The 26,019-nt window shown below is 40.4% G+C and carries 19 protein-coding genes and 1 pseudogene; 5 read left to right on the top strand and 15 right to left on the bottom strand.

Annotated features, from left to right (window positions below):
* Positions 1 to 65: 65 nt before the first annotated feature.
* The gene (locus tag NIES592_RS13550; protein ID WP_073556006.1) at positions 66 to 1,085 is read right to left on the bottom strand and encodes an Npun_R2821/Npun_R2822 family protein; all 1,020 of its coding nucleotides are present in this window, start codon (positions 1,083 to 1,085) and stop codon (positions 66 to 68) included.
* A 234-nt stretch (positions 1,086 to 1,319) separates the two neighbouring features.
* Here NIES592_RS13550 and NIES592_RS13545 point away from each other — a divergent pair, with 234 nt between their 5' ends.
* Positions 1,320 to 2,558 (top strand): glycosyltransferase family 4 protein, encoded by a 1,239-nt coding sequence (locus tag NIES592_RS13545; protein ID WP_062247250.1) that lies wholly within the window; start codon positions 1,320 to 1,322, stop codon positions 2,556 to 2,558.
* 85 nt (positions 2,559 to 2,643) lie between these two features.
* Here the strand turns inward: NIES592_RS13545 and NIES592_RS13540 are convergent.
* Positions 2,644 to 3,213, bottom strand: a pseudogene (locus NIES592_RS13540) (iron uptake porin); the annotation flags it as partial.
* Between the two features lie 183 nt (positions 3,214 to 3,396).
* Here NIES592_RS13540 and NIES592_RS13535 point away from each other — a divergent pair.
* The gene (locus NIES592_RS13535; protein WP_073556005.1) at positions 3,397 to 4,899 is read left to right on the top strand and encodes a hypothetical protein; all 1,503 of its coding nucleotides are present in this window, start codon (positions 3,397 to 3,399) and stop codon (positions 4,897 to 4,899) included.
* 265 nt (positions 4,900 to 5,164) lie between these two features.
* Here NIES592_RS13535 and NIES592_RS13530 read toward each other — a convergent pair whose 3' ends face one another.
* Together NIES592_RS13530 and surE are read right to left on the bottom strand one after the other, a co-directional pair.
* Positions 5,165 to 5,350 carry a hypothetical protein gene (locus NIES592_RS13530; protein WP_062247248.1) on the bottom strand — a complete coding sequence of 62 codons (186 nt, stop codon included), beginning with the start codon at positions 5,348 to 5,350 and terminating at the stop codon, positions 5,165 to 5,167.
* A 320-nt stretch (positions 5,351 to 5,670) separates the two neighbouring features.
* Positions 5,671 to 9,069 carry a 5'/3'-nucleotidase SurE gene (gene surE, locus NIES592_RS13525; protein WP_073556004.1) on the bottom strand — a complete coding sequence of 1,133 codons (3,399 nt, stop codon included), beginning with the start codon at positions 9,067 to 9,069 and terminating at the stop codon, positions 5,671 to 5,673.
* A 205-nt stretch (positions 9,070 to 9,274) separates the two neighbouring features.
* Here surE and thrC point away from each other — a divergent pair, with 205 nt between their 5' ends.
* Both thrC and hpnH read left to right on the top strand, forming a co-directional pair.
* The gene (gene thrC, locus NIES592_RS13520) at positions 9,275 to 10,366 is read left to right on the top strand and encodes a threonine synthase (RefSeq protein ID WP_009454732.1); all 1,092 of its coding nucleotides are present in this window, start codon (positions 9,275 to 9,277) and stop codon (positions 10,364 to 10,366) included.
* Between the two features lie 238 nt (positions 10,367 to 10,604).
* Positions 10,605 to 11,618 (top strand): adenosyl-hopene transferase HpnH, encoded by a 1,014-nt coding sequence (hpnH, locus tag NIES592_RS13515; protein WP_062247246.1) that lies wholly within the window; start codon positions 10,605 to 10,607, stop codon positions 11,616 to 11,618.
* A gap of 193 nt (positions 11,619 to 11,811) precedes the next feature.
* Here hpnH and NIES592_RS13510 read toward each other — a convergent pair whose 3' ends face one another.
* Both NIES592_RS13510 and NIES592_RS13505 read right to left on the bottom strand, forming a co-directional pair.
* Positions 11,812 to 12,816: a zinc-binding dehydrogenase gene (locus NIES592_RS13510; RefSeq protein WP_062247245.1), complete on the bottom strand. Its 1,005-nt coding sequence runs from the start codon at positions 12,814 to 12,816 to the stop codon at positions 11,812 to 11,814.
* A gap of 166 nt (positions 12,817 to 12,982) precedes the next feature.
* The gene (locus tag NIES592_RS13505) at positions 12,983 to 13,789 is read right to left on the bottom strand and encodes an aspartyl/asparaginyl beta-hydroxylase domain-containing protein (protein WP_073556003.1); all 807 of its coding nucleotides are present in this window, start codon (positions 13,787 to 13,789) and stop codon (positions 12,983 to 12,985) included.
* Positions 13,790 to 14,096: 307 nt separating this feature from the next.
* Between NIES592_RS13505 and NIES592_RS13500 the strand changes: the two genes are divergently transcribed.
* A complete protein-coding gene (locus NIES592_RS13500; protein ID WP_073556002.1) occupies positions 14,097 to 15,572 on the top strand; it encodes a dihydroorotase in 1,476 nt (491 codons plus the stop codon).
* 132 nt (positions 15,573 to 15,704) lie between these two features.
* Here the strand turns inward: NIES592_RS13500 and NIES592_RS13495 are convergent, their stop codons facing one another.
* From NIES592_RS13495 to NIES592_RS13460, 9 genes are all read right to left on the bottom strand, one after another.
* Positions 15,705 to 16,583: a DUF4437 domain-containing protein gene (locus NIES592_RS13495; RefSeq protein WP_073556065.1), complete on the bottom strand. Its 879-nt coding sequence runs from the start codon at positions 16,581 to 16,583 to the stop codon at positions 15,705 to 15,707.
* A 76-nt stretch (positions 16,584 to 16,659) separates the two neighbouring features.
* On the bottom strand, positions 16,660 to 18,000 hold the full coding sequence (locus NIES592_RS13490; protein ID WP_073556001.1) for an oligosaccharide flippase family protein: 1,341 nt from the start codon (positions 17,998 to 18,000) through the stop codon (positions 16,660 to 16,662).
* A 106-nt stretch (positions 18,001 to 18,106) separates the two neighbouring features.
* Positions 18,107 to 19,396, bottom strand: coding sequence for a glycosyltransferase (locus NIES592_RS13485; RefSeq protein ID WP_073556000.1), 1,290 nt, complete (start codon positions 19,394 to 19,396; stop codon positions 18,107 to 18,109).
* 189 nt (positions 19,397 to 19,585) lie between these two features.
* Positions 19,586 to 20,599 carry an NAD-dependent epimerase/dehydratase family protein gene (locus NIES592_RS13480; RefSeq protein WP_073555999.1) on the bottom strand — a complete coding sequence of 338 codons (1,014 nt, stop codon included), beginning with the start codon at positions 20,597 to 20,599 and terminating at the stop codon, positions 19,586 to 19,588.
* A 215-nt stretch (positions 20,600 to 20,814) separates the two neighbouring features.
* Complete coding sequence (locus NIES592_RS13475; protein ID WP_073555998.1) at positions 20,815 to 22,023, bottom strand: Gfo/Idh/MocA family protein; 1,209 nt, start codon at positions 22,021 to 22,023, stop codon at positions 20,815 to 20,817.
* The gene (locus tag NIES592_RS13470; RefSeq protein WP_062250613.1) at positions 22,023 to 23,018 is read right to left on the bottom strand and encodes a glycosyltransferase family 2 protein; all 996 of its coding nucleotides are present in this window, start codon (positions 23,016 to 23,018) and stop codon (positions 22,023 to 22,025) included. Before NIES592_RS13470 ends, NIES592_RS13475 begins: the two co-directional genes overlap by 1 nt.
* Positions 23,019 to 23,135: 117 nt before the next feature.
* Positions 23,136 to 24,413, bottom strand: a complete 1,278-nt coding sequence (locus NIES592_RS13465; protein ID WP_073555997.1) for an O-antigen ligase family protein — start codon at positions 24,411 to 24,413, stop codon at positions 23,136 to 23,138.
* 1 nt (position 24,414) lies between these two features.
* Positions 24,415 to 24,573 carry a hypothetical protein gene (locus NIES592_RS25205; protein ID WP_178379547.1) on the bottom strand — a complete coding sequence of 53 codons (159 nt, stop codon included), beginning with the start codon at positions 24,571 to 24,573 and terminating at the stop codon, positions 24,415 to 24,417.
* 154 nt (positions 24,574 to 24,727) lie between these two features.
* Complete coding sequence (locus NIES592_RS13460) at positions 24,728 to 25,942, bottom strand: glycosyltransferase family 2 protein (RefSeq protein WP_073555996.1); 1,215 nt, start codon at positions 25,940 to 25,942, stop codon at positions 24,728 to 24,730.
* Between the last annotated feature and the right edge of the window lie 77 nt (positions 25,943 to 26,019).

The raw sequence follows: 26,019 nt of genomic DNA, 5'->3' as shown, positions 1-26,019 counted from the left end.
TGTGTGCATCTGTGTTCGATTAATCAAAAAAAATTTAGCTCAGCCATCATCTCCCAATCACCAAATCAAGCAATAGTTCTTTTAATTTTCTTCATCACCTTTTTGATTAATTGATTCGTCTTTGCTGTCACAGTTAGCGGTTTTAGTTGCTGTGGTTTCTGTTCTGGTTGTTTGAGAAATCGATAATATAAAAATTCTTCACGATAACGAATATCAACATCTTCACCATGACACAAACGAGCAAAATCACTAGCAGGGTAGCTCATATAGTGAATCCGATGAATAGGTTTTAATCTCTCTTGGTTGTAAAGGATATTATCAATATTTACAAATAAATCTGCATTAGCGCAATTTCCAGTTTTATCTTCATTATTAGAACTAAGAGTATAATTAAAAATAGAATATTTGCTATCCATCGTCATGTAATTAAATAAAGCTGAGCTTGACCACCAAAATTTTTTATTTATCCATTGCACTTCTCTTTTTTCAATCAGGCGGTGCATTAAATTATTTAATTCATCAATTCCAAAAAGTCCCCGGTGAGAACCAAAAAAACTATTGCAATGAATTCTAGAACGTAACTGGGCTTCTGCAATATTAGTTGCACTTTGAGCAAGTTTAAGATTAATATCTGTAGCAGCTTCAGGCTTGGCATGTTCCCAATCATCAAATACTAAATCGTAAGTGTCTAGTTTGATTAAGACATCATTAATTGGCTTCATCGCCAAGCTGTCGGCGTCATAAAATATGAATCTTTCAAAATCTCCATCAAACGCAGCAAATTTTCTATGGACAAAACCTTTGTACCAGCCAGGACGAGTTAACCGAGATTCTTGAGTTCTCGGATGAGCATCCCATACTTGATTGACAAAATTATCCCAACGCTGAATTGACTCCCAATTCTCAAAAAGACTGACATTTGGTCTAGACTTAATTTCTTCTGTAATCAACTTTAGTTGTTGATTATAGGGAATGATACAAACTGGGATATCTGGACTAATATTTCTTTCAATACTATTTAATAACGCAACCAACTGGTCATAGACAGCATCATTAGCAAGAGTATAAATACCAACTGTTTTCATACTGATAAATTATCTTGATATTGAAGTTATTAATGTAGTCGTCATCAATTGCGTACATGAACACAGATGAAAAACCCTCCCCTTTTTCCAGGGAAAGGGGCTGAAAGTGGGGTGAGCTTGCTTTCCAGTCAGTTCAAATATGTAGAGTTTAAGATTATGGCATAAACTATATCAACAGGTGATTCTGTATACATCACTGTACTCAATCAATATTATTCCCAACTAAATTCCTTTATGAACATTTTGATGTTATCTTCCACTTTTCCTTATCCGCCAACGCGGGGAGGAACTCAGGTGCGAACGTTTAACTTACTCAAGTATCTTAGTCAACGCCATGCTGTTACTCTTGTAACTCAACGAGAAGCTGATGTCACAGACGCAGAAATTACAGAGTTACAAAAGTGGGTAAATAATTTAGTTGTTTTCAACCGTCCTCCTGATTCGGGAAGTAGTGGCGGTGTAGTAAAGAAAATCCAACGATTTACTAGTTTTGTGCAAGATGGGATTCCGCCGAGTGTCTTAAACCGCTATTCTGGAGAAATGCAAGAGTGGATTGATAATTTTGTACAGGCAGGAAAATGTGATGTGATTACCTGCGAACATAGTGCTAATGAAATTTATATAAAACCTCATTTTCAAAAACAGGTAAGAACTATAGTTAATGTGCATAGTTCTGTTTATGGAACCTGTCGTAACCAATTAGAAATTGGTATTTCTGAAAATCCTTGGCGAGATAAAATCAACTTACCTTTGTTACGACGTTACGAACAAAACTACTGCTCTAAATTTTCAGCCATTGTTGCGACTACACAAGAAGATCAAATTCAACTGCAACAGTTTAATCCTAATGCTGAGATGACTGTAATTCCTAATGGTGTAGATTTAGAATCATTCCCTTACCGCACCAGTGATCCGGGAGGACATCGTTTAGTTTTTATCGGTGCGATGGATAATCTAGCAAATATTGATGCCGTTTGCTTTTTTAGCAATGAAGTTTTACCAAAAGTTCAAGAACTTTATCCAGATGCAACTTTTGATATTGTTGGTTCTCGTCCTGTACCAGAAGTTTTAGCACTGCAAGCAAAACCAGGAATCACTGTGACCGGACGTGTACCTTCAATGGTAGAGTACTTGCACAAAGCCACTGTTTGCGTTGTACCCATGCGGACAGGATTTGGAATTAAAAATAAAACCTTAGAAGCCATGGCTGCTGGTGTTCCAGTAGTAGCAAGCGATCGCGGTTTAGAAGGATTAGCTGTAGACGGCGCAAATGTTCCACTCACCGCACTACGAGCAAATCATCCAGCTGAATATATTAGTGCCATTAGCCACCTATTTAGCAACTCACAACTACGGGATGAATTATCTTTCAACGGTAGACTATTGATAGAAAATGAATTTACTTGGGAAAGCGCAGGTAAACGCTACGAGCAAATATGTATTGAAAAATTGGATGAAAAGGTAACAACTTGATAAGCAACAGACTACAGGAAAATCTCCGTAAATAAATTAAGATGATTATACCTTGAGGCCCTACCATCATCGCTAAATTATCAGCATCTCTAGGATTGAGATCAGCACGATTGTCAGTGCGTCCTTGCATACCAACTATAGTAAAACTACTTAGTTTGGTTGTTGTGGAGAATTGATTAGCGGTAATTTCAGCAGTAGGGGCTCCTAAATTATTCACTCGACCTCGTACGGCAGCAAATTCTGCTTGTAATTTTTCTAAAGTAATTAAATCTTCGCGAGTGACTAAATCACTCGTCGCTGTAGCAATAAATTCATTCACTCGATCCAAACATGCATTCAACCCGGCGGCAAATTCATAGCGGCTGAGGGGACGATCGCCACGATAAGTTCCATTGGGATAACCTGCAATGCAACCATATCTTTCCACTAAAGATTGCAATGCACTAAATGCCCAATCTGTGGGTTGGACGTCTCGCAGTTGAGATACTGATGTCACTTGTGCCATCGGATCTTCAACAGAAGCAGGAGAAGTAACAGAAAAGCTCTCTGTTGTTTCTCCCGTCTTGTCTGTGGCAATAGCGATCGCTTGTGTCGGTAATCCGTTGACTACCGTTACTAATAAGTACGCAATTACCCTACTTTGACTTTTGTTCAACTTTTTACACTTCGCTCACACACTCTCAACGATAGGGCTTATTCAAAATATCTTTTTAACGTCATTCGTAAAATTACTTATTTGTACAAATTTACACTTCTTTTTCTAGGCAATTTCTTGAGAACGCGAGTATAAAATAAAAAACTCATCAAAAATCTCGCTATTATTACTGAAAATAAAAGTATGGTTAACCGCCCACCAAACCCAGCACCAAAACCATCTGCTACCAACACTACTAAAAAACGAATTGTTAAAAAAGCTAAGAAAATTGTCAAAACATCCCAGCTTCCCACAGAAAATTCTCAACAAGGTGGGCGTCCGGTTCTGCGTCGAAAAGTTAAGACTAAGAAAACTTCCTCTGGATTGGCGTCAAAATTAGCGATCGCCATCTTACTAGGTAGTGCTTGCTTAGTTGTGGCTTTTGCTTGGGTAAGTATCGAATTGATGATCAATCCTGATAAAGTCACTTGGTTAAATAAACTTCTGCCTACATGGGTAAAATCTCTTACCCACGACGAAAATCCCCAAACCCTACCACAAATTCAATCTGCCCTGGAACAACAAGGTACTATTGCCGGAGATATCCTCCCCCTAGAAAGCGGTGAAATAGAAACTTTTTTACTGCCAGTTTTCAAACAAGCTCACAATTGTCGATCAGATTGCCGAGAAATTGTGGAACTGAGAGTTTATCAACGTTCACAAAACTTAGAACTAAAATCAAAAGCTGAAAAATACTACACTCTGGCAACTCAACTATCTATCACTGGACTAGAAGAATCATTTGTCGTTTCTCCCTCTGTTGATGCTACATCTGAAAACCAAGGTTCCAACTTTGTTTTACCAGTCAGAGAGATAGGACGCTTGGAAGGTGAGACATCATCTTCTGGTATTTGGCTTTATGCACAGGGTAAGCACCAGCAAGAATCACAAGCGATCGCCTATGGTTACATTTTTCACTACAACCCCAAACGCACTAACCTACAACTGATGTTGTCTTGGACAAGTCCTTCTGGACAACTCCCAAAATGGCAGCAGGTAACTGGTGGTGGTGCAAAAGAACTAGTTGTAGATCAAACAGTAGGTTTGGAACCCCAACTCAATATCTATCAGGTTAAACCATCCAACTTTGTCCTCAACCCCATCCAATTAGAACAAATTTCCCTGCAAACACCCGCCCTCAACGATGCTGCTTACCAAGACGCCCTTTTGATCGCCAAAAGTGGACTATGGACACCAGCTTGGGAATGGTTGCAATTCATCCAAAAACAGCGTCGGGACAAAATGCCAGCAGCAGCACAGGCACAAATTGATATGATTCGCCTACACTCTCAGCTGACCAAAACCCAAGCAGATACAACTTGGGCAAGTCCTAGTCAACAAGTACTGGCAGATTTAATTGACGGTCGCTGGGGAAAAGCATTACAAGTATTTGAAGCATCACCACAAAATGCTCAAGAAATCGCCACTTTGCTTAAGGCAGACAGAGGAAGATTGTGGAATCGCGTCGAAACAGCCTTACAGGTCAATCCTAAGCGGTCAGAAGTGCAAGCATGGGGAGCTTTAATAATAGCAGTTCAGCAAGGACAAGAACGTGCCAACACTTTCCTACAAGGGCAAACTCAAATCACCAAAGAATCACTAGCGTACATTCAAACTCTCCTAGCACAGGTGATCAGTGAACAGTGAACAGTGATCAGTTATCAGTTAATAAGTAACTGGTAACTGAATTGTTTATTGGGTAGACTATATAATTACCAGGAACAATTCTCAATATTTTTTAGTAGCGATCGCTAAACTTACAATTCCTAAGTCTATTTACGTTACTGCTAGAGAATGCCAATTACTAAGAATTCGGACACTGATTGATGACAACTGTTATCCAGAGCCACAATTTCACACTGACATCTCTAACAGCACTTGTTACAGACAAGTTTTGTTTTTGAGGTACTGCCTATTCTTCTTTATCAATGGCTGCCAATTTTTGCATCTTTAAATGTTGCAACTGCTGTAGCAGACAATCTACTTCTGCCTGCAAGTGCATAAATTTGACTTGCTGATCTACTTGATTAAAACACTTTTCTAGCTTTGTTGCCCAAGCAGCATGGGATTCACGTTCAGAAATACCAGATGTAGACATTGCTTACTAAGTCACCCGTAACTTAACTCACACCATTAGAGATATTATAATAGGCAAGTTTAAAGAATTGTTAAAAAAATATATTATTTTCCCTTGCCCTTGTAACTCACTTTGAAATATGTAGTTAATGACAGCAAAAAAATCACTTTGTTCCTTAGGGATTGGAACAATCGGAAGGGTGGGGAGATGGGGAACTCACCGATCCCCAAAGGGGATTAGGGGCGATCGGGAGTGTGAGGAGTAAAGACTATTAACTACTAACCAATATAGAGACGTGCCATGGCACGTCTCTACAACCACCAACAACCAACAACTAACCACTAAAGACTTATAAAACTTCCACTAGTGATGGTATTTGCCTGAACACCTGTCAGAGTAGCTATGATGTCACAATTGTCAGCGACACTAATAATAGTATTGTTATTATCTTGAGCGATCGCCAGATTACTAAAGGTGAGTCCTTTTGACAAAGCGAGTAAATCCACGCCGACGGTAAAGTCAGTAATCACATCTTGGCCTTGATCTAGGGATAAGAAAAACACATCTCGGTCATCCCCTCCACTTAATGTATCATCTCCTTTCCCACCATTGAGGAAATCGTTACCGTCTCCACCCAAGAGAATGTCATGACCAGCACAGCCAAACAGCCAATCGTTACCTGCTTTACCTAGCAGTCTTTCATTGGTTTTTCTCCCAAACAAGCGATCATCCTCATCAGTTCCTACTATATTGGCTGTAATCAAAAAATCTGAACCGGGATGACGAGGATCATAGCTGATGGGAGCAATATCTAAAGGGTTCTCAAAGGCGATCGCAAATTCACGCCAGTCTATGTACTTGAAGTTGGAATTGATATTTTCAATTTCCCCATCATCTTCTACTAGCAGGGCTGGTTCGTTGTCACCGTCATGCACAACTAATAAACCATAAGGAAATTCCGAACCCAGGGGAGTGTTAATCACTGCTGCACCGTCGGATTCTTGCACCCCATCGATGCCATTACCATCACCAATCACAATACTACCCAAGTACTCATTTTCACCTTCACGCCTAAATACCGCAAAAGTGCTATCACCTTGACTAGAAGCGATCAAATATCCTGTACGATTAGCACCGTAGTAAATTGTTAAGCCTTCTGCATCTGGTGTAATGACATTTCCTTCTGGTGTTACTGCTTCAATCAACTCACCAGCAGACTCAGCATTGGGTTCTGCCAAAAACTTCCAGATACCACGTTGTTCTTGGGCTGCGTAGAGATCACCCAATTCTTGGTCAACAACCATACCCTCAAATTGGGGATTTTCTAGGTCATTGGCAGGTACAGAGAGTATGCGGACAGTCTTGGCGCTGACTGTACCATCTGGGTTAGCGATCAGTTTTAGTTGAGCAATCTGGTTATTTTCTCGTTGGCTGACAAATACGTAAGCATCTCCAGAAGTAGGACTAGTATAAGTGGCAACACCATAGGCAGTTTGTTCACCATCATCAATCCCAAATATCGTAGCAGTGGGATCATTGAGATCATCAGCAGTCACTTCAGTGAGTTGGTGAGTATCTGGGTCAATAGTCCAAATCACTAGAGTATCATTTTGGCGATCGCTAGCAATTGCCAGATCCACTATTTTTCCATTCAGGTCAAAGCCGTAAATTAAATCTACGTTATTGTAGCGTTCATCACCGTAAGGACGGACTGTCAAATCTTGATTGACACTGCCATCTAAATTAAAAGTTACCAGTCCACCATCTTTAAGCGTGGCAATAATTAAGCTCTGTTCTGAATTATCGGGATTTACCCAGATAGCAGGGTCATCTGCATCACCAAGCAGTGCTTGAGATAATTTTGCCGCAAGGAGTTGGCGATCGCTCTGGTTGCTACCCCAGTCACCATCGAATGGCGTCACTGTAATGTAACCTGCTAAAAATTGCTCACCTTCAGAAATGGGGTTAGGATTGTCACTAGGAGTACCAGGAACTAATAACAAGCCCTGTCCTTCACCGAAAGTGAGGGGCAGGTTGCCAAAACGAAATCCTAAACTAGTTGCCTGGTCAAATTCTGTTACAGCCACACCCTTAATATTATCAACCGCCGGAATATTGACATTCAGACCAATACCTGTTGGTAAAATGCTGATATCTTCTGCCTGTGTAGCTTGGAGTTGAGCAATCAGGTTAACAATGTATTCAGCACCAACTCTGTATGCTTTCTGAGTGCTGGGGTAGTTTTGTTGCGCTTCCTCTAACTTAATGCCTGCACTGACGGCAATAGAAGGTATATCTTCTAAAACAGCAGTCACAGCCGCACTCAGTGTGCCCGACGATACAGCCGACAAACCAATGTTTTCACCCTGGTTAATACCAGAGATCACTAAATCTGGGGGATTGTCTGACAAAATGTAATCTAATCCAGCCTTTGTGGTGACAACTGGTGTACTATCTACATACCACTGGTTTTCGCCATAGCTGACAACTTCAATTGGTTGGAAAAGTTGATCTGTATTGATAGAAGTGCCTTTGCCACTTTGCTGTTGCTTGGGTGCAACCAACGTGACATAGTGTCCAGCTGCCACTAGCTCTTCGTAAAGAATCTTAATACCTTCTGCCTGGTAACCGTCATCATTCACCAACAAAATGTTGAGAGGTTTCACAACAGGCAAAATTGTCACCTCACCAAGGCGATCACTGATTACTTCCCGCCGATCTGCTTCAGCACTCCAATTACCATCTATAGATGTAACAGTAATTCGTCCTGCCAAGAATTGCTCGCCTTCGGAATCAAGATCAGGTACTTCCCCAGTCGCAAGTGACTCTGAGGTTAACAACAAGCTTTGTCCTCCACTGGGTAAATCACCAAAGCGTAATGCCAAACTTGTAGCTTCATCAAAACCAGTGTAGGAAACACCCTTCACGACTTTGTCAGCAGGGATATTCACATTTAATCCCACACCTTTTGGGAGTAAAGTTTCACCTGCTTGAGTTTCTTGGAGTTGAGCTATCAAATCAACCACATACTTAGCACCAATCTCGTATGCTTCCTGGGTGCTGGGATAATCCTCACTCGTTTCCTCTAACTTGATACCTGCACTGATCGCGATCGCCGGAATTCCCTTTTGTAAGGCTGTAACTGCCGCACTGAGTGTTCCAGAAGAAATCGCACCATAACCGAGGTTTTCACCCTCGTTGATACCAGAAATTACTAAATCAGGCGGATGATCTTGCAGGATATAATCTAACCCTGCCAGAGTAGTTACAACTGGTGTGCCATCAACATACCACTGGTTTTCTGCGTAGTTAACAACCTCAGTCGGCTGAAAAATTTTGTCTGCGTCGATAGCAGTTCCTTTACCACTTTGCTGCTGCTTGGGTGCAACTAAGGTAACATGATGTCCAGCTGCTACAAGTGCTTCGTAGAGAACTTTAATGCCTTCTGCCTGGTAACCATCGTCGTTTACCAACAAAATGTTGAGAGGTTGCGCTGAGAAAAAGTCTTCATCGTCAATTATTGATGGTGTTTCTGTGGTAGGAGCGACAACAGCTATATTTTCTTGATCTGATTGAATTGTCGAGGAAAAAAGGGTAGAAGCAGAAGTCATTGGAGCAGGTGTCCTTAATTTATATGGAAAATCAGAGACAGCAAAGCCAAGGATTTTTCCACGCTCTTGTGCTTTGGTGATCCCACCGAAGAAGCTCAGGAAGCGCCTTTGACTGAATATTAATCTCATAAATTCCACAGCGATGTTAAGCGTGCAAAAAGAACTGGTTAAATTTCTCAGTTAAGGAGTGTCAAAAAATGTCGCGTAAACCTTTCCAGACAGACATCTAAAACGATAAACTGACATTCTACGAACTAGTTGTTTGTTAGTGGTTTTCAAACAACCAACACCCAACAACCAACACCCAACAACATTTAACAAGCCCTGAAAACTCGTGACCTTGAGCCTGTCTGCAACTACATCTCATCGCCAACCCTGGCCCGGACTCATAGAGCAGTATCGCGACTACTTGCCTGTCAGCGAAACAACACCAGTTGTCACCCTGCTGGAGGGTAACACACCTCTGATACCAGTTCCTGCGATCGCACAACGCATTGGCAGACAAGTACGTGTTTTTGTCAAGTATGACGGTCTTAACCCAACTGGTAGCTTCAAAGACCGAGGTATGACAATGGCAATTTCCAAAGCCAAAGAAGCAGGGGCCAAGGCGGTAATTTGTGCGAGTACAGGCAACACCTCAGCAGCAGCAGCAGCCTATGCTCGACGTGGGGGAATGCGTGCCTTTGTATTGATTCCCGATGGTTATGTAGCGCTGGGTAAATTGGCGCAGGCACTCTTGTATGGTGCAGAGGTACTGGCAATTAAAGGTAACTTTGACCGTGCCTTAGAAATTGTCCGGGAAATGGCGCAAAGCTATCCAGTCACATTGGTGAATTCAGTTAACCCCTACCGCCTAGAAGGGCAAAAAACCGCAGCATTTGAAATAGTGGATGTTCTTGGTAATACTCCTGATTGGCTGTGTATTCCTGTGGGTAATGCGGGAAATATCACAGCATATTGGATGGGATTTTGTCAATATCACCAAATTGGGAAGTGCGATCGCCTGCCTCGGATGATGGGTTTCCAAGCAGCCGGTGCAGCGCCCCTTGTCAAAGGAGAACCCATACCCCATCCAGAAACACTCGCTACAGCCATTAGAATTGGCAACCCCGCCAGTTGGGAAAAAGCAGTAGCCGTCAAATCAGCCAGTATGGGAAATTTCCACTCTGTCACTGATGACGAAATCCTCGAAGCCTATCGCCTATTGGCATCAGAAGAAGGAATTTTCTGCGAACCAGCCAGTGCTGCTTCCGTCGCAGGCTTATTGCAGGTCAAAGACCAAGTTCCCACAGGTGCAACAGTAGTTTGCGTCCTCACAGGTAATGGTTTAAAAGACCCAGATACAGCCATTAAACACAGCAACAGCCAATTTAAACAAGGCATTGAATCGGAAGTCCACGCTGTAGCTGCGGCGATGGGATTTTGAGGTTGCTGCGCTAAATTAAGAGTCTAATTCCTATCTAAGATGGACTGGTAAAGCTATCTAAGTGTTGTTTACAAACGAACACAGATGCACACAGATATACACCGATAGTCTATCTGTGTGCATCTATAGTTTATCGGTGGTTGATTTTTAATTCTTCACTTCCTGCTCAGTGTCTCCCACTACAACTACAGACTTACGGCACAATATATTTAACTGAAAAAGTGGGGAGTAAGCTTAGATGGCTATTAATCTTCAGCAAGCATTAGAAGTCGGCAAATATATCGTCACCCAACGTTTGAAGGGACGTAAGCGTTACCCCTTGGTTTTAATGTTGGAACCTCTGTTTCGTTGCAACCTTGCCTGTCCTGGCTGCGGCAAAATTCAGCATCCCACAGATATACTCAAGCGTAACCTAACTCCACAGGAGTGTTTTGCAGCAGCAGAAGAATGCGGTGCGCCTATAGTCTCTATTCCTGGTGGGGAACCACTGCTGCATCCTCAAATTGACGAGATTGTGCAAGGATTGATTGAGCGCAAAAAGTTTGTTTACTTGTGTACTAATGGCTTGTTGTTAGAAAAGAGCTTAGATAAATTTCAACCTTCACCTTATTTGACGTTCAGTGTACATCTCGATGGAATGCGAGATTGGCATGATCATTGTGTAAATCGCAAAGGTGTCTTTGACACTGCGGTGCAAGCTATACGTGCTGCGAAAGCCAAAGGATTTCGCGTTACAACTAACACTACTGTTTTTCAGGGTGTCGATTCTAAACAAATGCAGGAGTTTTTTGATTTCCTCAGTACCATCAACATTGATGGGATGATGATTTCCCCTGGTTATAGTTATGAGTGGGCAAGCGATCAAGAACATTTTCTCAAGCGAGAACAAACACGGGCTTTATTTAGAGAAATTTTAGCTCCTTACAAAGCAGGTCAGAAAAACTGGAACTTTAACCATAACCCACTATTTATAGATTTTCTCACTGGAGAGAAAGACTATGAATGTTCACCTTGGGGTAGTCCGAGTTACAGTGTTCTGGGTTGGCAAAAACCCTGTTATTTATTAAATGAAGGGCATTACGCCACCTTTGATGAACTGATGGAAAAAACCGAGTGGCAAAAATACGGTCGTGCAAGTGGTAATCCCAAATGTGCAGATTGTATGGTTCACTGTGGTTATGAACCCACCGCCGCCACCGATGCGATGCAACCACAGAATTTAGTTCGTTCTATTGGTAGCATATTTGGTTAGACTTTGTAGTAACTTAATAATGTCCAGCAATCTCAATTAGCCCAAAACTTTGCCCTAAAATAAATTGTTGCTAGTTGCTGAAGTCAGCTTAAAGCTGACTAACTAAGACTTTCAACCCAAACACCTTCCTTCCTAGGGAAGGGATTGGGGATTAGATTCAATTTCTGGCATTGTGTGTGTTTACGCTGAAGTTTTATAGTTTTACAACTACTTTGCCGCAATTTTTACCACTGAGTAAATATTCAATTGCTGTGGGGATGGATTCTATACCGTGAAATTGGGTTGGATCAATGGCTACTTTAAGTTGATTGGTATAGAACAGATTTAACAAGCGATCGCGTGCTGCGGTAGCATATTCTTGATAAAGAGGCATAAGAAAACCGCGTACAGAAGCAGCTTTCCAAAAAAGTTTGTGATACATACGAGGTTGTGTGACTTGTTCTAAATCTTTGCCATATTCGGAAATAAAACCAACTACAACTAAACGTCCTCGGATTGCGAGATTTTCTACACAAGTATCAAAAACTTGCTTTCCGACACAATCGAAAACTAGGTTAATACCATTGGGATATTCATTTTTGAGGACTTGATTGAGATTTTCGCTGCGGTAGTTAATAGTGCGATCGCAACCCAATTTTTGTAACAATTCCGCTTTCACTTGTGAACCACAAGTACCAATCACATGATTACCAGCTAACTTTGCCAACTGTACCGCAATATGTCCTGTTCCCCCTGCTGCTGCTGTCACTAAAACCACTTCATTGTTTTTCATTTCTCCTACCTTTTCTAATGCTACCAAAGCTGATATTCCGGTAGGCATGAGAGTTAGTACTTCTGGTGTTGCTTGGCGAACTTTGACTGCAAGATTAGCATCTATAACTTGGTACTCGCGATAACCTCCTCCCCGCACAGTAGTTACAACAGCATCACCTACTTGGAAATTTTGAATATTATCTCCTACAGCAACAACTTCACCGACAGCTTCTACACCTAAATCAAAAGGAGGAGTTAAGTTAACATAGGGGACTTTACCTTGGCAAAGTAAGGTATCAAAACCAGCATTGATCCCAGCAAACTTATTTTTAATTAAAAGCTGATTATTATCAGGTATAGGAATAGGAATTTCTATAATTTCAACAGCGGATTTAAAATCTTGACTAATTTGCTTTCCTATTAACTTTCTGTAGGTTTTTGCCATCCTAATACAAATTTTAAGTTTAGCTTTTATTTCTGAAGACGCCAATTAGGTAAATTGTAGTGGGCTGATAAGACTAAATTTGTGCATTAATAAACCGCAGAGAACACACCAGATAGAAAAAGAGATTTACTGCACTATTTTAACCTTGCCACACCACTACTTACTGTTAACTGCTCACTGATAAGGCTTTATCCCACTCCAACTGATGAGCTAAACCATACTTAATAAAATCTTCTTCTTTGGCTTTATCACTTTTCCCAAAAACACCCAAACTGTAAGGATTATCTTCCATTCTTTGTGCGACTTGCTCTTTTTCAAACTGAATCGCTTCTTTTCTAGACCAATCCGGTTTAAAAAAGTCCACAACTAAGACAGTTCTATCATAATTAGTGTAATTATGCGGACAGTGGGGATAGCTATGATCTAAAACCATGAATTCCCCTTCATGCCAATAAAGCTTGTCATGGCATATTTTCATCGCCACATCCCCTTCTGGCACAATCAATCCTAAATACCCACGATTCATGTGAGGATTATAGTTCACATGCAGCTTAATATCTAAGCCTGGATGGAATGTACCAAAATACACATTTCTAAGAATATTATCTTCAACAAAATTGACTTTCTCTATAACTTTAGCCAAATTTGAAAAATATTTTTCTCTTAACGTAACTGCTTTATTTACAGCCTCATCCATTGCATAATCTGGATATTGAATTTGATGAACTTGAATATATTCTTCAATAAACAAACCTTGAAATAAAATCCCAAAAGCACTATATTTTGCACTACCTTTGGTTTTAATCGTTTTACTCTTAGGACCCAGAACATCATAAGTGAACCTTAATTCTTCTGGAGATGCATTGTGAATAAAATATGTAAACTCATCTCTAATCACCTGCCAATTTTCTTGAAGGCTTTTGAGGAAAGGAAATTGTTCTGGGTCGAGATGATACTCATTAAAACTTTCCATTATCTTTTCTCCTGAAGAGGATTGCATAAAAAACTGTTACATAGTGGTAGTTGATTGTAAAACTTTTGATAAGTTTGTAGTTAGGACTTTAGTGCTTAAATATTTAAGGTTAAAGTCTTGACTGCAAACGCCTTTAACCCTTAGTGCCTTAGTGTCTTAGTGGTGAAAAAAATCACCAACCACAAAGACTCCAAGACACAAAGAATATTTATCCTTTTTGGTATACAAAGTTCCTGAGCGCTACGTATCATTTTTGAGCATTAAATAAAACTTTAGGTTCTGTACTCATTTTAGTCCGAGGTATACTGTGTCTGAAGCTCCCGTATTAGATAAAATTATTAAAAATGTGCGGGTAGTGCGTCCCCATCAGGATGCAGTGGAACTGGTTGATTTGGGAATTAAGGATGGGAAATTTGCCCAAATTGCACCTTATATTAGCCCAGACGAAACCAAAGAGGTGTTTGATGCCCAAAATTTGCTGGGGTTTCCTGGGGTTGTTGATGCCCATATGCACATCGGTATTTATCAACCACTTGACCAAGATGCGGTGACGGAAAGCAAAGTAGCAGCAACTGGAGGTGTGACTACAAGTCTGAATTATATCCGTACAGGGCAGTATTATCTCAACAAAGGCGGCTCTTACAGAGATTTTTTTCCGGAAGTGTTGGCACTATCACAAGGGAATTTTTTTGTTGATTATGGTTATCATATTGCCCCAATTAGCGCGTCTCATATCGATGAGATGCAAATGCTATTTGAGGAATATGGGATTGGGTCATTTAAAATTTTTATGTTCTACGGTGGCTATGGTTTGCATGGTCTTTCCGATCAACAAAATCTATTTTTGATGATTAATAAAGAGGAAAGGTATGACTTTGCTCACTTTGAATTTATCATGCGTGGTCTGACCAAGCTGAGGGAATTGTATCCCGAAGCAAGCGATCGCCTGAGTCTCAGTCTCCATTGCGAAGTAGCCGAAATCCTTAACGCCTACACCAAAATTGTCCAGCAAGACTCCAGCCTCACTGGTTTAAAAGCATATAGTGCAGCGCGTCCGCCTCATTCTGAAGGGTTAGCCATTTGCATTGCTTCCTACTTGGCACACGAAACTAATTGTCTTAATATTAATTTGTTACACCTCAGTTCCCGCAAAGCAGTAGAAGCTGCTTTGATGATGCAAACAATCTTTCCTCACATCAATTTTCGCCGGGAAGTAACTGTAGGACATCTTCTATTAGATATAGATACACCTACAGGCAAATGGGCAAAGGTGAACCCCCCCATTCGTTCCCGTGCAGACGTAGAATACCTGTGGCAAGCTGTACTTAATCGCCAAGTTGATTGGATTGTCAGCGATCACGCTTGTTGTTCAGCCGAAAAGAAAGCCTCTCAGAAAGATCCGAATAATATTTGGCTGGCTAAATCTGGCTTTGGTGGCACAGAATACCTACTTTCCGGTGTTTTTAGTGAAGGTAGCAAGCGTGGCATGTCTTACAATCGTATGGCCGAGTTATTAAGCTGGAATCCTGCGCGGAGGTTTGGGTTAAGTTCCAAAGGTGATATTGCTGTTGGTTACGATGCAGATTTGGTGCTGTTAGATCCTAATGAAACCTTTGTTGTCCGCGCGACTGAGTCGCAGTCACAGCAAGGTTATACCCCCTTTGAAGGATTGGAGTTAACTGGACGGGTAAAAACAACCTTTTTGCGAGGGAATTTAATCTATCACAACGGACAAGTTCTAGGTTCACCAACTGGACGCTATTTGAAACGCTTGATGAGATAGTAGTCGAAGTGTCGAACTAGAAGGTGGAACCCTTGTAACAGCTTCTAGGGTGAGATCAAAGTGTTTAACTTTGGTTTCTGGTCTAAACCGCCAATCCACAAAGAATACCCGACACATTACTTTGTCTAATCATTAGGTATCTCCAGGTGCATATGACAAGACTGTACTCACTTTTGATAAATCTCTATCAACTCGAATCAAAAATAAGCAGCCATCATCTGTTCTGTGTTTGGGAATAGTACTAAAACTTGGACAATACAAAAAGTGGTCTTTTAAGAACCTGTAATCTCCTACATCACAGTATCCGGCTAGGCAATAACCTTCTTCGTTATAACATTGTATTTCTGAATATTTACCTTCATAATGGGGCAAGATAGCAAGTAGCCATACTCCCCCTCCATTACTATCTTTCCTGAGCCACTTCTTACTTGCTTGTACAAATTGCACAGTATCTGTCTTACTCCACGCTAATAATTTACTATCCAATGCTGGAATAAAATCACTTAAATTAGCATCTGGATGATTGTTTTCGGCATTTCTATACTCAAGAAAACCATTCTCCATCCAGAGGATTTCAACTTCTTTATCACCTAACACTTTCCAAGGCCCAAATTTTACTCCTGCTGGAATAAAAGAGTAACCATGCTTGCTTAACCGCCACTCGCCTACTTGAATTGCACCCTTAAGCACGAATATCTCTAAATCAGCTGTAAATATACCAGAAGGAGCTTCAAACTGCCTTGGTAGAACTACTCTAGAAGTTGATGCACCACATTCATGCCATGTCAACAACCGACGTCTTGCAGAAATTACTTCCTCTGGTATTCCGTTAATCCGCCACTTGCACTCTTCTTGCACAGCATTAGTGTCAAAAAATTGGTATTGGTGAGGTAAATATTCTTTGGAAATGGCAGTGCGTCTTCCTGAAAGATTCATGCACCCTCTACCATCTCCACCCCAATCCTCTTTTATAGATGGTGTATGTAAAAATTCATCCGGTTGGTTTTGCATTGGTGTGGTTGGATACATTCTCTTTTATTATCATGCCAGCAGAATAAAGCAGAGCGATCGCATATGAAACTAATATTTAGAATAATGATTGAATCGGAAGACCAAATCCCCAAGAATTCCTAATTATTAAAAATAAAGCTAGTACCCCGAGAAAAAAAGCAGTTGTTTGCATATCTTGAATAAAACAAGAAAGTTTTTCCCGCCAGAGTCCATAGAGATTAACTAAGTATAAAGGTAAATCACTAAATGCAATCACAATAATTGCTCCTAATACGTTGAAGTTTTGATATGCTAAAGGTACACCCAAAGCTATGATTCCGAATCTAGCAAAATTACTCTGGGCTGAATATAGGGGCTTCCCAATAGCTAACAAAGCAGGACTGGTAGTGTAAAATAGCAAGGAAAACCAAATGCCAGTACATAAAACAGGCATCATCCAAGTGGCTGCTGCGTATCTTTGATCATATAAAAAGGCAACTACTAAATCTCCAACAGTTATTAATACTGCTAATATAATTGCAGTTCCTAATAGAATTAATTGCCGTTGAGGTAGAATTTTTTGTCGCAAAGTAGCCCTTGGTAAGTGAGATTGTTGAGAGATTGCAGGAAAAATAACTCTAAAGCTAAGTTGTCTGATCACATCTCGAGGAATATTGGACAGAGTATACGCTACTGTGTATATACCTAATATTTCAAATGACAATAATTTAGCTAAAACAAGGCGGTCAGTTTGTTCAGCAGCAAACATTAATGTTGATGCGATAAACATCCACTTACTAAAAGAAAGAATTTCTTTAACTGCTTTTGGTTCCCATGCCAAACGATTAGAATATTCTGGTATTAACCAGTAGCTACTAACCAATTTATATATTCCTGAAATTACTATTGCGATACCTAAAGACCAGATAGTTGGATACAACCAAACCAAACCTATGAGCGTAGAGAAATAACATACCTGAAAAAGAAGTTCATAAATGGAAAGTTTCCCCAGTTTCATCTGACGATGCAGAGTGTGTAAACTGGTAGAGTTAAAGCCTTCAATAAATGAAGTAAATACAACAATCGGAATTAACCATAGTAAACGTTGATCGTTGTAAAAATTAGCTATTGGAAACGCAAGAATTAGACCAACAAACCAAATGACTGCACCACGAATTACTTGCAGAGTCCAAATAGTATTTAAAAAAGTCGGTTCATCACCTCTTTTACTATTAACTATATTTTGAGCAACACCTATATCTGAAAAAAGTTCCAGACCCATTCTTAAGGTATTTACTAAAGCCATCAAACCAAAAAACTCTGGTTGTAGTAAGCGAGTCAAAATTAAATTATTGCCAAATCTTAGAATTTGAATACTTCCGAAACCAACAATAGTCCAGATTGCTCCACGAATAGCAAGTTTTTTTATAGATGTCATATTTTTAAAAGCAAATACTTAAGCCGTAATATCTACTGTCTTCACTTTGTGTTCTGTGTGTCTCAGTGGTTTATCAATTTATTTCATAACAGAGAACACATTTATATCAACTTGAAACAGAAGTTGTTACTGTTTCACATGCAGTCAAAGAAACTAGATTTTCTGGAATACAGGGACGAATTGGTTCTACATGTCCATTCAAAGCACTTGTCATGAGGCGATGCAATCGTGCAACTTCATAGTGGATGTTAAAATCTATTTCTACTTTGGCTCGACCTAATGTGCTAAATTTTACTCTAATTAAATGATTATTCAGTAATTTTTCTATACGCTCCGCGAGTATATTGGGTTCACCAGGTGGAACAAGGTAGCCATTTACGCCATTTTTTACTAATTCACTGATGCCTGCTATCTGGGTAGCCACCACAGGTACACCAGCTGCCATTGCTTCCATCAATACTACTGGTACTCCTTCTGCAAAGCTAGACATCACAAAAACATCTGTTTGCTGAAAATATTTGCGTACCTCAGCCTGAGATTTATAGCCAACAAAATTGACGTTTTGAGTTAATTCCAAATCAATGGTCAATTGTTCCAACTTTTGACGGTCTGGGCCATCACCGACAATTGTTAAGATGATATCTGCATGAGTTTGTTTTAATAAAGTTAAGCTCTCCAGTAATATTGGTAAACCTTTTGCCTCTGCCAGTCGCCCCACAAACAGTAGGCGTTTTCCTGATTCATTGTGAGAAACCATATCAAACAATGCTGGATCGATACCGCAATGAATAATATGCATTCGATTCCACTTTTCAATAGGTGCAAAAATCATGCCCTGGCTACGAGCATAGTAACTTATACAACATACAAATAGCGATCGCTTGATTTTTTCATCCAGCCGCCATTGATATGCACGCAAGAAGATATACGGGCCATGAAGTGTAAAACTGTACGTAAAACCACCCATTTGGGCAGACAGCATGGCAACAGTACCACTAGCTTCCGCAATATGGTTATGCAGATGGTTAATTTGTCTTTGTTTAATTTCTTGAGCTAGAATACCCGCTTCTAAGAAGTAGAAAAATTGATATAAGCCGCCTCGTAACCCTGGCTGACTGGTTGTGAATGCCAGTTTGATAGCCTTGAGATATCTTTTAGGGGAAGCCAGCAGTAAACTCAGGTGTGCCAAAAGTAAATGGATTGGGTTTGGGGGGAGAATGTAGAAAGTGCGATCGCGTTCTTGTTTCTGTTCTAGCGCAACCATATGTCTATCATCTGTGCGCCGAACGGAAAATGTGTGTACATCCACGCCCATTTCTCGTAGGGTTATAACTTCTCTCTGGATATAGGTGTCTGTCGCCCTGGGGTATTCTCCAGTTAAGTAAGCAATACGCATACAATCAACCTCATAGTGATTTTTGGCATTGCTGAATCAAGATATGAATTTACAATTCACGGATATGTAGAGACGTAGCAATGCTACGTCTCTACAAAAATGTATACAAACATAATTCATGACCAGATTCAGCAACGCCTGATTTTTAGTTATTAGCAAAAATATAAACAACGCAGAAATAAAAGAAGCTTAGACATGCAACAAACCAGCATCGCTACAACTACGTTCTAAGGCAGTAACAAATGAATACTTTGGTTTCCAGTGCAATACTTGCTGGGCATGAGCATTGCTATAGTGTAAAGGTTTGAAGCGGGCGTGTAATCTTGCCGGTATTAAAATGTGAGGTAGTTGCATCTTACCAGCCAAAAGCAATTGATTACACAGCCAAATAGAACGAGCCATAAGGCGCATTACCGTCCAGCTGATGGTAATAGTACTAGGTGAATTTGGTATTATTTTTGCTAATTTCTGTGCATACACATCCTGAGTTGGCAAATCGTCATCGACGATATTCAGAGTTTGACCAATCGCCGCATCACATTGGGCGGCTGTGACAATCGCTTCTGCACAGTTTTCTACATAAACCAGAGGCATTTCAGCGTTAGCACCAATGCGAATCCAGAAGCGATCGCTAACTTTAGCACCAACAAGAGCATTCCACAAATGTCCTCGCCCGTAAATCATCCCAAGGCGAAGAATCGTCACCTTTCCACAATATTTTGCCTCAAAATCACGCACAATCTCTTCTTGCATCAGCTTCGTCTGGGCGTAGACATCCCGTACTGGAGGTTCGCACTCAATCGGTGAATCTTCAGTAATGGTTTCACCAGACTTAATTCGCAGGTAATCAAAAACTGCAAAAGAACTAATAGCCACTAATCGTAACACCCCTGACAAAACCATTGCCTTCAGTAAGTTCTCTGTCACCACCACATTACTGGCATACTGAGTAGCAAAGTCACCCTTTGTAGTTCCTGCTATATGTAGTACCACATTCACACCCTGCAATGCAGCAACTATGTTATCTAACTTTTGTTCCTGTAAATCTACGCGTACTAATTCCAATCCTGGATGATTACACCAAGGCAGATTTTCATTACTTATTTGTCTTACAACAGCGCGCACCTGAAACCCACGTCGCAGTGCCTCAGCAACAGTATACTGCCCAAGTAAACCAGATGCTCCTGTCACCAGTAATTTCATACACACATAGCCTCAGTATATTTTCAAGCTGACGTCGAAAGTAGATTGAAGAAGTAATTTGGTATAACGAACACCGATAATCCATCTGTGTGTATCTGTGTGCATCTGTGTTCGTTATTCACTGACTTTTTTGTGGCTGTAAGTCATTTCATGAGTCCAATATTTTTTGGGAAGGCGAACACCGATAAACACCGATAAACACCGATACAAAAAATTTACTTTGCCCAAAGCATTGGTTTAATAGGCTCAAATGTAGTGGTCAATTTATAAGCAGAACCTGTATCTAAAGAATTTTGAATCGCCAGTACAATTTCATTGTTGTGCAAACAAAACTCAGGCGACAATCGGCAAGGTCGCTTTTCAATCATTGCATCTGCCATATCTGCCACACCTCGACAAAAATCCATACGCTGAGCGCCTTTAGACCCAAGGTAGGGAGCAGGCTTCACTAAGCGATAATTTTGCTTCCAAGCGCCTTCTAGTCTCTTGCGACGAATATTGATACTGCGCCGGATGTATACTGGCGCTCCGTAATACCAGGAATCATGAATGCCAAGTATACCCGTATCACCAATAATCCTTAAAGAGTGATCATGGGGTGCCACAATACTGCAAGTTAATCTGGCAATGACACCGGAGGCAAACTTAATGCAAGCTACAGAAAAGTCTGGAGCTTTCACATCTAACGGTATATCAGTTTGTTTATCTGGAATTAGACAAGATGAAAAAGCAGTAACTGATTGCGCAGGGCCAAAGAATGCAGTCAGCCATGTTACATAGTAGCCAGCGTGTTCTAAAGTGCAACCAACTTCAAACTCATCTTTATAAGGCCAAGGAGTACCAGATTCACTCACCCATCTTTTGTAAGGCATGAGGTGGACTAGTCCATCATCCATTTCAGCATAGACAAGCCGGACTGTGCCAATCTGATTTTCTCGCAGTGCTTTCCAAATTGTCTGAGCTGTTTCACTTAATAAACTGCATGGCGCTGAGGAAAGATATAAATCCTGCTGTTGGGCTAATTTGACTAATTCCTCAGCTTGCCACATCTGCATTGCTAGAGGTTTCTCAGAATAAACGTGTTTACCAGCTGCTAAACAAGCTTGAGAAACAGAGTAGTGACTGCTGGGATTGGTTAAATTTAAGACGATATCAACTTCTTCATCATCCAGAAGTTCTGTTAGACAACTGTATACACGAGGAATAGCATAATATGCAGCTAATTTGTAGGCACGCTCACTGATCCGATCCATTACCCCTACTATCCGTAATTGCGGATGAAGTGAAAGTGTTTTCAGGTAATAATCTGCTACATAGCCACAGCCAACGATCGCAATGGATTTTCGATATTGCTCATCAACGAGCTTAGCTTCCCTCGGTTTGCTGACAAAATTAGCAGCTTTGGTCAAAGTCTTAACCAGCATTAAAATGCTCCTTTGTATTCGACTATAGTTGGCTGTCGTTTGAATAACTTGAGTAAGTAAAATTGGCTTTGACCAACTAATTGAGGGTACTTACCTAAAATACAAAATAAGCCGTAGGCGATCGCATCTTTTGCAGCAAAACCTCTAGACCTTGTATACCCGTATGCTCGGTAGCCAGAGAAAAGATTGGCTAGTAGTAGTAACAGTATACTTAACCCATGAGTCGGGAAGAAAGTAGCGATCGCCAACAAAGGCAAAACCAAACTCCATACCCAAATCCGCAAACTTTCTTTTAGCCAATGCCGTTCGGGACTGCGACCGTGTAGCCAAGCTCCTTCTGCATAACCATAACCACTGCGAACTGAGCGTTTCCACCACTGACCAAAACGAGTCATTTGCCCATCATGCCATGACATGTCTGCATCGACACGTAGAATCTTACCACCAGCTTGTCGCAGGCGCACACATAGTTCTGGTTCCTCACCTGCAATCAAGGATGGGTTGAAACCTCCTACATTTTTAAAGGCTCCTACCCTGATCATGGAATCACCACCGCAGGCTTTAGCCTCACCCACAGGAGTATTCCATTCAATATCCAACAGGCGGTTGTAGATAGAGTTCTCTGCAAATTCCTCCCGACGACGACCACAAACAACCACAACCCCTGGATAAACATCTAATTCAGATGCTGCTCTTTCCAACCATCCCTCGACAATCCAACAATCTCCATCTACAAACTGCACATATTCAACTTCTGGCTTGACTTGCAATAGATACTCAAATCCAGCATTTCTAGCACGACCTGCGGTAAAAGGAATAGATAAATCGAGTTCCACAACATGAACGCCAAGAAAACGAGCCAACGCCACACTCGCATCTGTTGATCCAGAATCAACATAAACCACAGTTATCCCTTTTGCAATCACTGATAGCAAGCATTGGTGAAGACGCTTTCCTTCGTTACGTCCAATAACAACAACTCCAATTAAATGCAAATTTGTACCTCCTATAATTAATGAACCGCCAAAAGTCAAAACACACACTCTGCGTTCCTTTGCGGAAACCTCTGCGCTCCTCTGCGTTTAATCAAATACTTGGAAAGCTACCAATTTTCATTTCTCTTGCGATTGTTTCAATAAAGCTGATTGCGGAGGCTGAAACCTTAATGTGTGATACTGACTTTTGTTACTAAGAGTAAAAGCGATCGTCATAAACAAAACCCAATAAATATTAGGTAAATATAACAAACAACTCTCTGTAATATTATTGATAATCAAAAATATCAAATACCCTAAAGGCCAAATTTCTTCAGGTTTATTACTAGCATATCCAAACTTTAGAGCTTTAGCGAAAGTCCTGAAATAACAAATGAAAAATAACAATAAACCAATTAACCCCACATCAAGTGCCGTATCAATAAAGCCATTATGACCGTGAGGTGGAACCCAGCCAGTACCAATTGCTTGGGTTGCCTCAAATGCGTAATTACTTTTAGGAGCCCAAAATGCACCACGTCCATAACCTAAGAATGGTCTTTCCATTATTCGATTTAATGCCATCTCCCAAATAATTGTCCTGCCTGTGATAGTTGGATCTCTGCCTAAACCAGTAATTAGTTCTACCCAATAAGTAAAAACTAGTAAAGAAATACATCCTAAAAATAGAATTGTCAGATCGAGAAAAATAACGCTAACTTTTCCTTGCCACCGAAAATTTTTATAGAAAGTGATGATGAATAAGAGTAGAAAAGAGAGAACTAAAGAAGTTCTGGAAGTTGATAACAATATAAAAAATAAAGATAAAGCAAAACCACCCCATCTGTATATTAGTAAGCTATTTTTTGCTAAAGATAAAAAAGCTAATGAACTTAAAACCATTAAGCTACCAAGATAATTTTTATGTCCGTATACCCCTTTCCAGGCTCCTGGATGATCTACCCAGTGTCTACCAATACCAGGAAATGCATATACAAAAATGAAGCTCAGAAACATACCTATTAATAGAGTATAGGTAATAATTTTGATTTGCTCTTTAAAGCTAAATCTGATAGCAAAATATAAAGCAAAAGTGGTCATCATCCAGATATCTCTAGCATTAAGTAAGGTGTAGTCTGGAAGCTCTGACCAGATAAATGAAAAATAAGCTAATACCGATAATATAAAAAGAATTTTGTTACGATTGATGATCGCGATCGCATCCTGCCAAACCAGAACAACTAAAAAGGTAAATATCCCCCAAAGCGAGAATCTGATAAATGAAACAAAGATTTCCGGTAGAATTGTACCCATTGATTCAGGACTAAATATGCCTGAGAAGAAACTTAAGCCTAAAATAAACAACCCTTTCTCAGCAACTTTTAGATATTTTTCGATAATTTTTTGATGATTCATATCATTTTGCTTGAAAACTGGTATTATTCGTCGAGGTCGGTAATTGATAATGGGTAATTGGTAATCGGTAATTAAGATACTGATAATTTTCCAATGCCCAATGTTCAATGCCTAATACCCAAGCTTTATCTAGTAAGCAATTAGCCGGACTTGATATCATTTAGTCTTATCCAAAGAAAGATAAATTTGGTTATATGTATATTTACAACATTGAGTTCTTATGATTAATTTTAATTCCTGTTTAACCTCACCCCGCCTTCGGCACCCCTCTCCTTACTAAGGAGAGGGGTAGGGGGTGAGGTTTTTAAACTTACTTATGATATTTTGTCTCTTTCAGTGCGAATCCACAGGCTTTGAGACTGAACTAAAAAATTAAAATACACAGGAATCTTCCAAAAAATATAGACAGGAATCGTTAAAAGCTCGTGTAAAGGTAAATCTTGATAGGCGAATTTACTCCAAGCTATAAAGATTGACATCAAGACACACAATCCAGAACAGATAACCATGATTACTGGTATCCATACTCCTGCTAGTACGCCAAAAAGTAGAGAAAAGGTCATCAATACTGACCAAATCATAACTAGCAGAGATAGAGGCGGTACGCATAAATCTAGAGTAGTTACCAACAAATCTAGCCTTTTTTGATTGACTGCTTCTTGCAGCAAAAGGGGAACGTAAGTTTGCATAATTTGCAAATGACCGTGTTCCCAGCGAGTTCTTTGAGTTTTGGCTGCTTGTAACTGCTGTGGTAAATAGCCAGTAACTTTTGCTTCTGGACAAAATAGTGGTTTGTGTCCTGCGATCGCCAAATCTAAGCCTAGTTTTAAGTCTTCAACAATGTGACCACTTGCTAAATTGACTGAGCGAATAACTGACCAAGGGAAAGCCATGCCTGTACCATACAAGAAGCAAGGCATTCCTAAACGAGTTGAACCCAAAGGACGAACTAAGTTTTTGATGATGATCGAAAATTGGGAAACAAGGTCTTTCGATGACTGAGAGTTTTTCTGTCTCAGCATTAAATAAGTAGCTTGTACTGGTCGATTTGTGGCAATCGCACATTCACTCAGTTGAGCGATCGCACCCGGATAAGCTTTACAATCAGCATCAATAATCACAACTACGTCTGGTGGTTCAGACTCTATAAACTGTAAGCCGTAGTCTAGAGCGTATCCTTTACCTTTACAGATGGAGTCATGGCGTTCAATCACCATAGCACCCACACTACGCGCAATCTCAGCTGTCGCATCACTGCAATTGTCAGCAATCACAATCAAACGGTCTTGTGCTTTCAACGCAGGTATGAGTTTTTCCAGCGTCGAACGAATCACAACTTCTTCATTATGTGCTGGCACTAACACAGTAACTTGAGTATCTTGCCATTGATGTGTGCGATGCCAAGAGGGGATTGGTAACAAAGCAGCAGTACATTCAACTAGAAAAAATAGGCAGATAATCAATAAAACTAAAGTGCTGATTAACAGAAAAACACCACCAGACAAAGTCAAAAACTGACTAATTGACATGGCACTGCTACCTCTATGAGTGATATCGAGTAAGCCTAAAATCCCGCCCAGAACTCAAGTTCAGGGCTAATAGCTCA

Origin of the sequence: Fischerella major NIES-592 (genome assembly GCF_001904645.1) — a bacterium.
Classification (GTDB): Bacteria; Cyanobacteriota; Cyanobacteriia; order Cyanobacteriales; family Nostocaceae; genus Fischerella; species Fischerella thermalis.
This window is presented reverse-complemented; position numbering and strand designations above follow the sequence as displayed.

Excerpts from the sequence above, each read along its gene's own strand:
- NIES592_RS13550 (WP_073556006.1), bottom strand. The coding sequence starts at position 1,085 with ATGAAAACAGTTGGTATTTATACTCTTGCTAATGATGCTGTCTATGAC.
- NIES592_RS13545 (WP_062247250.1), top strand. The coding sequence starts at position 1,320 with ATGAACATTTTGATGTTATCTTCCACTTTTCCTTATCCGCCAACGCGG.
- NIES592_RS13535 (WP_073556005.1), top strand. The coding sequence starts at position 3,397 with ATGGTTAACCGCCCACCAAACCCAGCACCAAAACCATCTGCTACCAAC.
- NIES592_RS13530 (WP_062247248.1), bottom strand. The coding sequence starts at position 5,350 with ATGTCTACATCTGGTATTTCTGAACGTGAATCCCATGCTGCTTGGGCA.
- surE (WP_073556004.1), bottom strand. The coding sequence starts at position 9,069 with ATGAGATTAATATTCAGTCAAAGGCGCTTCCTGAGCTTCTTCGGTGGG.
- hpnH (WP_062247246.1), top strand. The coding sequence starts at position 10,605 with ATGGCTATTAATCTTCAGCAAGCATTAGAAGTCGGCAAATATATCGTC.
- NIES592_RS13510 (WP_062247245.1), bottom strand. The coding sequence starts at position 12,816 with ATGGCAAAAACCTACAGAAAGTTAATAGGAAAGCAAATTAGTCAAGAT.
- NIES592_RS13505 (WP_073556003.1), bottom strand. The coding sequence starts at position 13,789 with ATGGAAAGTTTTAATGAGTATCATCTCGACCCAGAACAATTTCCTTTC.
- NIES592_RS13495 (WP_073556065.1), bottom strand. The coding sequence starts at position 16,583 with ATGCAAAACCAACCGGATGAATTTTTACATACACCATCTATAAAAGAG.
- NIES592_RS13490 (WP_073556001.1), bottom strand. The coding sequence starts at position 18,000 with ATGACATCTATAAAAAAACTTGCTATTCGTGGAGCAATCTGGACTATT.
- NIES592_RS13485 (WP_073556000.1), bottom strand. The coding sequence starts at position 19,396 with ATGCGTATTGCTTACTTAACTGGAGAATACCCCAGGGCGACAGACACC.
- NIES592_RS13480 (WP_073555999.1), bottom strand. The coding sequence starts at position 20,599 with ATGAAATTACTGGTGACAGGAGCATCTGGTTTACTTGGGCAGTATACT.
- NIES592_RS13475 (WP_073555998.1), bottom strand. The coding sequence starts at position 22,023 with ATGCTGGTTAAGACTTTGACCAAAGCTGCTAATTTTGTCAGCAAACCG.
- NIES592_RS13465 (WP_073555997.1), bottom strand. The coding sequence starts at position 24,413 with ATGAATCATCAAAAAATTATCGAAAAATATCTAAAAGTTGCTGAGAAA.
- NIES592_RS25205 (WP_178379547.1), bottom strand. The coding sequence starts at position 24,573 with ATGATATCAAGTCCGGCTAATTGCTTACTAGATAAAGCTTGGGTATTA.
- NIES592_RS13460 (WP_073555996.1), bottom strand. The coding sequence starts at position 25,942 with ATGTCAATTAGTCAGTTTTTGACTTTGTCTGGTGGTGTTTTTCTGTTA.